The sequence below is a fragment of the Erythrobacter sp. genome (assembly GCF_038133525.1).
Taxonomy (GTDB): Bacteria; Pseudomonadota; Alphaproteobacteria; order Sphingomonadales; family Sphingomonadaceae; genus Qipengyuania.
Genome location: NZ_JAYPTL010000088.1, coordinates 1 through 8,446, shown reverse-complemented (window position 1 = coordinate 8,446; position 8,446 = coordinate 1). Strand labels below are relative to the sequence as shown.

8 protein-coding genes and 1 pseudogene are annotated in these 8,446 nt (G+C 63.1%); 3 read left to right on the top strand and 6 right to left on the bottom strand.

Annotated elements, in window-relative coordinates:
• Window positions 1-327, top strand: a pseudogene (locus tag AAFM29_RS15755) (TonB-dependent receptor); the annotation flags it as partial.
• Between the two features lie 81 nt (window positions 328-408).
• Window positions 409-1,173: an SDR family oxidoreductase gene (locus AAFM29_RS15750; protein ID WP_341713732.1), complete on the top strand. Its 765-nt coding sequence runs from the start codon at window positions 409-411 to the stop codon at window positions 1,171-1,173.
• Here the strand turns inward: AAFM29_RS15750 and AAFM29_RS15745 are convergent.
• Genes AAFM29_RS15745 through AAFM29_RS15730 form a run of 4 tightly spaced genes read right to left on the bottom strand, consistent with a single transcriptional unit; the run spans window position 1,170 to window position 5,440 of the window.
• Window positions 1,170-2,579 carry an efflux transporter outer membrane subunit gene (locus tag AAFM29_RS15745; RefSeq protein WP_341713731.1) on the bottom strand — a complete coding sequence of 470 codons (1,410 nt, stop codon included), beginning with the start codon at window positions 2,577-2,579 and terminating at the stop codon, window positions 1,170-1,172. The genes AAFM29_RS15750 and AAFM29_RS15745 overlap by 4 nt on opposite strands.
• The gene (locus AAFM29_RS15740; protein ID WP_341713730.1) at window positions 2,576-3,559 is read right to left on the bottom strand and encodes a biotin/lipoyl-binding protein; all 984 of its coding nucleotides are present in this window, start codon (window positions 3,557-3,559) and stop codon (window positions 2,576-2,578) included. The genes AAFM29_RS15745 and AAFM29_RS15740 overlap by 4 nt, the downstream gene beginning before the upstream one ends.
• 1 nt (window position 3,560) lies before the next feature.
• Window positions 3,561-4,304, bottom strand: coding sequence for an ABC transporter ATP-binding protein (locus AAFM29_RS15735; protein ID WP_341713729.1), 744 nt, complete (start codon window positions 4,302-4,304; stop codon window positions 3,561-3,563).
• The gene (locus tag AAFM29_RS15730) at window positions 4,304-5,440 is read right to left on the bottom strand and encodes an FtsX-like permease family protein (protein ID WP_341713728.1); all 1,137 of its coding nucleotides are present in this window, start codon (window positions 5,438-5,440) and stop codon (window positions 4,304-4,306) included. The genes AAFM29_RS15735 and AAFM29_RS15730 overlap by 1 nt, the downstream gene beginning before the upstream one ends.
• 94 nt (window positions 5,441-5,534) lie before the next feature.
• Between AAFM29_RS15730 and AAFM29_RS15725 the strand changes: the two genes are divergently transcribed.
• The gene (locus tag AAFM29_RS15725; protein ID WP_341713727.1) at window positions 5,535-6,146 is read left to right on the top strand and encodes a TetR/AcrR family transcriptional regulator; all 612 of its coding nucleotides are present in this window, start codon (window positions 5,535-5,537) and stop codon (window positions 6,144-6,146) included.
• Here AAFM29_RS15725 and AAFM29_RS15720 read toward each other — a convergent pair.
• Together AAFM29_RS15720 and moaC are read right to left on the bottom strand one after the other, a co-directional pair.
• On the bottom strand, window positions 6,143-7,798 hold the full coding sequence (locus AAFM29_RS15720; protein WP_341713726.1) for an acyl-CoA dehydrogenase family protein: 1,656 nt from the start codon (window positions 7,796-7,798) through the stop codon (window positions 6,143-6,145). The genes AAFM29_RS15725 and AAFM29_RS15720 overlap by 4 nt on opposite strands.
• Window positions 7,795-8,286: a cyclic pyranopterin monophosphate synthase MoaC gene (gene moaC / locus AAFM29_RS15715; protein ID WP_341713725.1), complete on the bottom strand. Its 492-nt coding sequence runs from the start codon at window positions 8,284-8,286 to the stop codon at window positions 7,795-7,797. Before moaC ends, AAFM29_RS15720 begins: the two co-directional genes overlap by 4 nt.
• Window positions 8,287-8,446: the final 160 nt, after the last annotated feature.

The following is an 8,446-nucleotide window of genomic DNA, read 5'->3' as shown; positions in this document are numbered from 1 at the left end:
ACGGCCTCGCTCAGCTGGACCCCGCCGATCGGCAATTCGGGTCTGTCGGGCCTGTTCTTCATTAACGCACGCTCGACCGGGGACTACAACACCGGTTCCGACCTGCTCTACGGCAAGGAACAGGATAGCTACGTGGTCGTGAACGGCCGCGTCGGCGTGACCGGACCCGACGGCAAGTGGGCCCTCGAGCTCTGGGCAAACAACTTGTTCGACAAGGACTACACGCAGGTGGCGTTCAACACGCCGTTCGTTGCTCCGCAGCAGACTTACTCTGCGTTCCTTGCAGAGCCGCGGACCTATGGTATCACGGTACGCGCCGCTTTCTAAAGGCACGCGAATACCGACAACAGGGGCCCGGCGTCGCAAGATGCCGGGCCCTATTCGTTTCGCAATGGAGGGAAGAATCACATGTCCACTTTCGACCTAACTGGGAAAGTCGCCATCGTCACAGGATCGAGCCGCGGCATCGGCCGCGCCATCGCCGAAGGACTGGCCGCGCAAGGTGCGCGGGTGGTCATCTCCAGCCGCAAGCAGGAGGCCTGTGAAGAAGTCGCTGCGTCGATCAACGCCAAGCATGGTGAAGGCACGGCAATCGCGATTGCCGCGAGCATATCCGAGAAGGCGCAGTTGGAGGACCTATTCGCTCAGGCCAAGGCCTCGCTCGGACCGATCGACGTTCTGGTCTGCAATGCGGCGAGCAACCCCTACTACGGATCGATGGACGGCATTGCAGACGAACAGTTCCGCAAGATCCTCGACAATAACGTCATATCGAACCACTGGCTGATCCAACTGGCTCTCCCCGATATGCGGGCCAAGGGCGACGGCGCCATCGTCATCATCAGCTCAATCGGTGGCCTGCGCGCTTCGACGACTATCGGGGCCTATTGCATCTCGAAGGCCGCCGACTTCCAGCTGGTGCGCAATTATGCGGCGGAGAACGGCCAACACGGCATCCGCGTCAACGGAATCGCGCCAGGCCTGGTGAAGACCGATTTCGCCAAGGCCCTGTGGGATAATCCGCAAGCACTTGCCGCGACCGAAAAGGCACTGGCCATGCGCCGCATTGGCGAGCCGGAAGATATCGCGGGCGCAGCCGTCTATCTCGCCTCTCCCGCAGCGCGCTGGACCACGGGCCAGACCATCGTCGTCGACGGAGGGGCAACGATCTAGGACCAGTCACTCCCGCCTAGCGCCTGCCATAACAAGATGCGGGCGCGGCGGGCGCGGCCCAGAGCCGCGGCCGCTCGCTCACCGCTGGCGTCGGCTGCGCGACGCGCCTCGAGTACGGTGAGGAAATCGGCAAGGCCCGCTTCGTAGCGGGTATTCGCCAGACGTGCCGCGCGCTGGAGGCTGTTGGCCTCATCTGCCGCGGCCTGTGCCTCGCTATCGGCGGCAGCAACCAGGCCATAGCCTGCTTCCGCGTCGCCCAGCGCTGTGTAGACCGCGCCACGATAGCTCTCAAACGCAGCCTTCTTTTCGGCTGCCGCGCCGTCGATTTCTGACTGGATCCGCCCGAAGTCGAGCAAGGGCGCAGCAATCGTTCCTGCGAGTGAGCCGACGACTGACTCGCTGTCAAACAGATCGCCGATCCCGAACGCAAGCAGACCAAGCGCACCGGAAAGATCGAACACCGGAAACCGCTTGCGCGCTGTCGCCGCCAGTTCGGCATCTGCGGCCGCTAGCGTTGCGGCGGCTGCCAGCACGTCTGGTCGATTGGCCAGAAGGGTGGACGGAAGTGTAGGTGGGGCTGCAGGCAAATCGAGCGCCCCATCGTTTTTCGCCAATGCGGCCTGAACTTGCGCTGTCGGTTGAGCAGTCAGAGCCACCAGCCTGCCGACCAGCCGGGCCCGTTCGCTCGCCAGTGCAGACAGGCGGCTGCGCGAGGTCGCAGCCGAGCTCTCCGCCCGGACACGATCGAAACCCGGCGCGATACCCGCCCGTTCACGAACGCCTGCCAGTCGAGCAAGATCCTCCGCGGCTACGAGATCGCTGCGGATTTCCTTCTCGCGGGCTTCGAGCGTGCGCCAGTCGATAACGCTCGCCGCGATTTCCGAGAGAAGAGCAATGCGCACACCGCGCGCCGAGGCATCTGCAGCATCCACCCGTGCGAGGGCGGCGCGCTGCTGCGCCTTCAGGCGGCCGAAGATATCCAGGTCCCAGCGCGCAGTGAGGTTTGCCGCATAGGATACTCGCTCGGTATCGAAGGATATTCCGGGGGGAAGGCTGGAGGAGAACTGGTTGGGATTTGTCCGCGTACTCGTGACGGATGTATTGGCTCCCACCGACGGCAGTCGTTCTGCCTCCGCCCGACCCGCACCGGCGCGTGCCTGCTCAATACGAGCGATCGCTTCTGCCAAGGTGGGGGAATATGCCAGGGCCTGCTGCGCGAGCGCGTCGAAACCCGCATCCTCCCAAGGCAACAGCGAGCCAAGTTCAGCCGCTTCGGACCTGTCCGGTGCATAGAAGAAAGTCGGCGGCAAAGTTGGCGCAGGCGTGGCAATTTCCGGCGGTGGTCCGGCAACGCACGCCGCCAGTGTCAGTACGCTGGCCGCAGTAAGGAGCCCGCGCAGCGTCACTTCTGCGCATCCTTTGCGGCGATATAGGCGTCAACCTGCTGGCCGACACGAAACAGCCCATCGGTCTCGGGCAGTTCGTAAATCACCTGCAGCACACGCACGTCGACGCGTTCGGCAGCGCTGTTGGTGAGCGAGCGCTTAGGCACCACCAGCGGTTCTGCGCGGACAAATTTCGCCTGCACCTGACGCTCCGCGGCACCGCGCGGGCTCACCGTCGCGGGGGCGCCGATCGCGAGCCGGGGTGCCTGTTCTTCGTCGATATCGATGCGGACATGGAGCGGTTGCGTCTGGCCCATTTCGATGAAGGGTAGGCTACCCCCGCCGCCCATGGTGCTGACATATTCGCCCTTGCGAATGTTGACCGCCAGGATTTCACCGGCGATCGGCGCCCGCACGGTGAGGCGCGCGATCTCGGTCCGGGCGGAGCCTGCGCGTGCCTCGGCCGCTTGCAGGCGAGCCTGCGCAAGCCGCAAGCGCTCGCTCGCACCACTCGCTTCACCCTCTGCGCGGATCACCTCCGCGCGGCTCACCGCTGCGGGATCATCGACGTTGCGGTAGAGCGCCAGCTGACGCGAAGCAGTGGCCTGGGCGGTCTGCGCCTCGGCGATAGCGGCGCGCGCCTCTGCAATGGCAGCCTGTGCTTCGCGCAATTGCGCACGAACCGCGCGATCATCGACGGTGAAGAGTACCTGCCCCTCCGCCACCCGATCGCCCGGCTGAACCATCAGGCCGGTAACAAGGCCGGACAGGGCCGATCCAATCTGAATCACCTCGCTCGATGGTTCGACCACGCCCGATCCCGCAACGCGTGCGGCTGCAGCCAGCGCGGCGGGGGCCCGCGGAGGCTCGCGTTCGGGTTCGGCAAGCTGGCGATCCGGCAGTCCGGTGGTGATGATGTACACCGCCACGAGCAGCCCGATCACCGCGATGACCGGCAGTATCTGCCTTGAGAAGCTGAGATTTTTCCAGTCGAACGCCATGTCAGTGTCCTTCAGGCATATGCTTGCCGTCGTGCGTAACGCGGCCATCCTCGAGCACGAGGATACGGTCGGCGAAGTCGAAGATGCGATTGTCGTGGGTGACGATGATGCAGGCGCGGTCTGGCGCCACGGCAACATCGCGCAAGAGGTCCATGACCCGGCGGCCCGACGCGGCATCGAGCGCTGCGGTCGGCTCGTCGCAGACCACCAGGCGCGGTTCGTGCACAAGTGCGCGCGCGATCGCCACGCGTTGCTGCTGACCGCCCGAAAGCTGGTTCGGCAGTTTATCGGCCTGGTCGGCGATATTGAGCTTGGCGAGCATGGCGACGGCACGTTCGCGCGCCTCGTGCCGATCCATCCCCTGTGCGATCAGCGGCACCGCTGCATTGCTGGCCGCATCGATCGAGGGAATGAGATTGTACTGCTGGAAGATGAAGCCGATGTTCCGCAGGCGGAATTCGACCAGGGCGGTATCATCCAGCGCATAGATGTCGGTTCCGAACACTTTCACTTCACCCAGCGTCGGCCACAGTATCCCGCACATGATCGAGATCAGGGTCGTCTTTCCCGACCCACTTTCTCCGACCAGGTAGGTCAGTTCACCTTGACGGACATCCAGGTCGATCCCGTGCAATACGGTCAGCACCTGCTGGCCCGCCTTGAAATCGCGCGTGACCCCGCGTGTGCAGATTGCCGCTTCGGGCCTGCAGCCGCCGATTGCGCTGGTATCCATGATCGTACCCATCAGCGGAACACCGAAGCGGGTTCGGTCTTGAGCACGTTGCGCAAGGCCAGCCAACCGGTCGCCCCGAGAATGATGATCTCTGCGAGCAGGCTGACCAGCGGTATCTGCCAGGGGACGTAGAAGCCCTTGAAGAAAGGATTGTCGAGGAAGGCACCGACAAACAGCACCGTACCAAGCACACCCAGACCGTAGCCGATCAGGCCGACCAGTGCGGCCTGAGTCACGACCATGCGGCGGATCTTGGCATTGGTGACGCCGATCGCCTTCAGGGCGCCAAACTGCTTGATGTTGTCGCGGATGAACAGGCTGAAGGTCAGCCCGACGATGGCCACGCCCACGATAAAGCCGAGCACCACCGTAATTCCGAAATTGAAGGGGATTCCGGTGTTCTCGATTATGAAGTCGATGCCGTCCTGGGCGAATTCGTCGCGGGTGCGGGCTCGCAATCCCGTCTGATCTTCGATCCGCTCTGCCAGGGCCTTGGGATCGATGCCGTCCTGCGCTCCGACCAGAACGAAGCTCATCCGGTTGCGCGTGCCCGGGACATATCGCAGCGCCTGGCTGTATTTGGTGTAAAGGGTGACCTGGCTGGTAAAGGTGGGAATGGCATCCGCGATACCTCGGATCACTGCCCGCTGATCGTTGAGTTCCAGCCTCTCGCCAATCGGGCTGCGACCATCCTCGAACAGGCGAACCACGCCCGTATCGTCGATGATCACACTGTCGGGCTGCGAGAGCACATCGATACTCCCTTCGGCCATGCGCTTGGGCAGGCCGATCAAGGTGGCATCGTCCACCCCGATGATCGCCACGCCCTCAAGGTCGCCGTCGCCCGAACGAACCGAAGCTGCCGCGCGCAAGTGTGGCACTGCCCATTCCACGCCGGGGACGCTGCGTACCTTGTCGAGCGCGGTTGCCGGCATCGGGTAATTGACGTCGGTCGTGCGGCTGACCTTGTCCATCACCCAGACATCGGCGTTGGCGACATTGTAGGTTCCGCTCGCCCCGCGTTCGATCAGGTTGACGAAAATCGTCAGCTGCTGGGTGATCAGCAGGGTCGAGAAAGCAATGCCGAAGACCAGCCCGTAGAACTTCTGGGCATCGCCCGTCAGCATGCGGATGGCGATCCATAACATGGGTTCGCTTGCCTTCCTCGCGTGATTCGTTCATTAATGAACGATGACGTTCAACTGAACGGGACCGTTCACTTTGTCAAGCGAGGTAAAGAAATTGGGTCGGCCGGCAGATACGGCCAAGCGCGAGGCGATTGTCGCCGCCGCGCGCGATGCCTTTTTCGAGAGAGGCTTCGCGGCGACTTCTATCGAACAGATCGCAGCCGACGCCGGCGTATCGAAAGTTACTGTTTACAATCACTTCGGCGACAAGCGCGCTCTGTTCGCAGCTGCCGTCGAGGAGCAGTGTGAGATCATGCGTCAGAATTTCGACATAGCGCATATTGCCCGTGGTACGCTGCGCGAACGGCTTACGATGATCGGCGAAGCGATGGTTTCGTTCCTGTCGCGCGAAGAAATGATCCAGTTCGATCGGCGCATTGCAGCGGAGACCGAGCACGATCCCGAAATCGGCCTGGCCTTCCTCACTGCCGGCCCGCATCGCATGAAACGCGCCTTCACGGCATTCATAACCGCGATGCACCATGCCGGGGAATTGCAGGTCGAAGACCCGGCGCTGGCGGCCGAGCAGTTCGCCAGCATGTGCAAGGGCATGGGCGATCTTGATCGAAGGTACGGCCAGCCGACCGATCCCGAACAGGACCGAGCGCGGATAGCCGCGGCAGTGGAGGTATTCTGCCGAGCCTACGCCACTGCGGTCAATTGCTAGCCGCGCTGTTCCTGTAGGAGGCCCCGCGCGATCACCTGTGCCTGGATTTCAGCGGCACCCTCGAAGATGTTGAGGATACGCGCGTCGCAGAGCACCCTGCTCACCTCATACTCGAGCGCGTAGCCGTTGCCGCCGTGGATCTGAACGGCATTGTCCGCATTGCTCCAGGCGACGCGGGCAGCAAGCAGCTTGGCCATTCCCGCCTCAATGTCGCAACGCTCGCCCTTGTCCTTGTGGCGCGCCGCCGAATAGGTGAGCTCGCGGGCCATCACGAGCTCAGCGAGCATCAATGCCAGCTTGTCCGAGACGCGCGGGAAAGCGAGCAGTGGTTTGGCGAATTGCTTGCGATCGAGCGCATATTGCAGCCCCAGATCGAAGGCATTCCATCCCACGCCGATGGCACGGGCTGCGGTCTGAATTCGGGCACCCTCGAAGGTGCGCATGAGTTGCTTGAAACCCTGACCCTCTTCACCGCCCAGCAATCCGTCTGCAGCCACACGGAAGCCGTCAAAGCCGAGCGTGTACTCCTTCATTCCGCGATAGCCGAGCACCTCAATCTCGCCGCCCGAGATGCCATGGTCGGGGAAAGGCTCTTCCTCCGTCCCGCGGGTCTTCTCGGCGATCAGCATCGACAAGCCACCATAGCCAGGGGTGTCGGGATCTGTGCGGACCATCATGGTCATCAGGTCCGCGCGCGCAGCATGGGTAATCCAGTTCTTGGCACCGCGGACTTCCCAATCCCCTTCCGCGTTGCGCGATGCCCGCGTGCGGACCGATGCAAGGTCCGATCCGGTGTCGGGTTCGGTGAACACGGCGGTCGGCAGGATCGATCCGTCGGCAATCCGCGGCAACCAGCGTGCCTTCTGCTCGGCGGTTCCGTTGGCACCGATCAGTTCGCCCGCGATCTCGGACCGCGTACCCAGCGAACCCGCACAAATCCATCCGCGGGAAAGTTCCTCTGAAACCAGGCACATGGCGAGCTTGCCCATGCCAAGGCCGCCGAACTCCTCGGCAATGCAGACGCCAAAGACGCCAAGGCTGGCCATCTCCTCGATGACCTCAATGGGAATAAGTTGGTCTTCCAGGTGCCAGCGATGGGCATGCGGAGCAATCCGTTCTGCCGAGAAGGCTCGGAACTGGTTGCGGACGAGATCGAGCGTTTCGTCATCGAGCGCTTCGTCAGGGCGGACGCCTTCGGCTGCGAATTCAGAAAGACGCTGACGATTGGTGGCATTGCTCCCGGCCTTCAGGAATTGCCCAACAGCGGGGTCCGAGGCCAGTGCCGCGGCCGCTTTGGAGAGCCCGATTTCGTGCGGGCGGAAGATCTCGCTCTGGCTCATGCTGAGCCCGCCGATCAATTGACCGAGGTATTCGCCGAAACCCACCTCAAGGATCAGCGCTTCCATCTCGCCGAAGCGGCCAGCATGGGTGGCCCGGCGCGCCCAATCGAGCGTCGCCTCGAGTGCCGCCACCGTGGTTGCCGCCCAAGCCAAAGCGTGAACCTTGCGTTGCTCGCGCTCCAGGATTTGGGCGTTCAGCCGTCCATCCTTGCTGACCAGTTCACTTACCGCATCACGGAACTGGTCCAGGTAACCCCGTGCCGCGGCGCAAGCAGCTTCGCAGCCGGTCAGTAAATCCCCGTTATCAATCATTGGCTTGTACTATCCCCGCGCGTCCAGTTCCCGGACGCTCCCCCAGTCTTTTCCTCAACCTGGATCTCCCCGATCACCATGGTCCGATCGATCGCCTTGAGCATATCGAACAGCGTCAGGCAGGCAGTCGATACCGCAGTCAAGGCTTCCATCTCGACACCAGTTGGTCCGGTCGTCACCGTCTCAGCCGAGACGCGGAAGCCGGGAAGCGACGCATCTGGCGTAATCGTCACGCCGACCTTGGCCAGAGGCAGGGGGTGACATAGGGGGATGAGGCTCGATGTCTGCTTGGCGCCCATCACGCCAGCCAGCTCCGCGGTCGATATGACCGCGCCTTTCGGTGCACGCCCTTCCAGAACCGCCTCGAGAGTCGCCGCGGCGCAGCTCAGCGTCCCGCTGGCCGCGGCGCGGCGCTTGGTGTCAGGTTTATGCGGGAAATCGACCATACGGGCGCGGCCGTCGTGGTCGAGGGGCGTGAGCTTTCTCATGCGCCCTCTGTGCCGCGCTAATCCGGCCACGCCAAGCCTTCGCGAGCGCCCCAAACGACAAAAGCCCGCTGTTCCACGAGGGAACGGCGGGCTTTTGGTCAAATACGGTGGTTGCGGGGGTTGGATTTGAACCAACGACCTTCAGGTTATGAGCCTGACG

What these genes read in the sequence shown, in the direction of transcription:
- AAFM29_RS15750 (WP_341713732.1), top strand. Translation starts at nt 409, where the DNA reads ATGTCCACTTTCGACCTAACTGGGAAAGTCGCCATCGTCACAGGATCG.
- AAFM29_RS15740 (WP_341713730.1), bottom strand. Translation starts at nt 3,559, where the DNA reads ATGGCGTTCGACTGGAAAAATCTCAGCTTCTCAAGGCAGATACTGCCG.
- AAFM29_RS15735 (WP_341713729.1), bottom strand. Translation starts at nt 4,304, where the DNA reads ATGGGTACGATCATGGATACCAGCGCAATCGGCGGCTGCAGGCCCGAA.
- AAFM29_RS15730 (WP_341713728.1), bottom strand. Translation starts at nt 5,440, where the DNA reads ATGTTATGGATCGCCATCCGCATGCTGACGGGCGATGCCCAGAAGTTC.
- AAFM29_RS15720 (WP_341713726.1), bottom strand. Translation starts at nt 7,798, where the DNA reads ATGATTGATAACGGGGATTTACTGACCGGCTGCGAAGCTGCTTGCGCC.
- moaC (WP_341713725.1), bottom strand. Translation starts at nt 8,286, where the DNA reads ATGAGAAAGCTCACGCCCCTCGACCACGACGGCCGCGCCCGTATGGTC.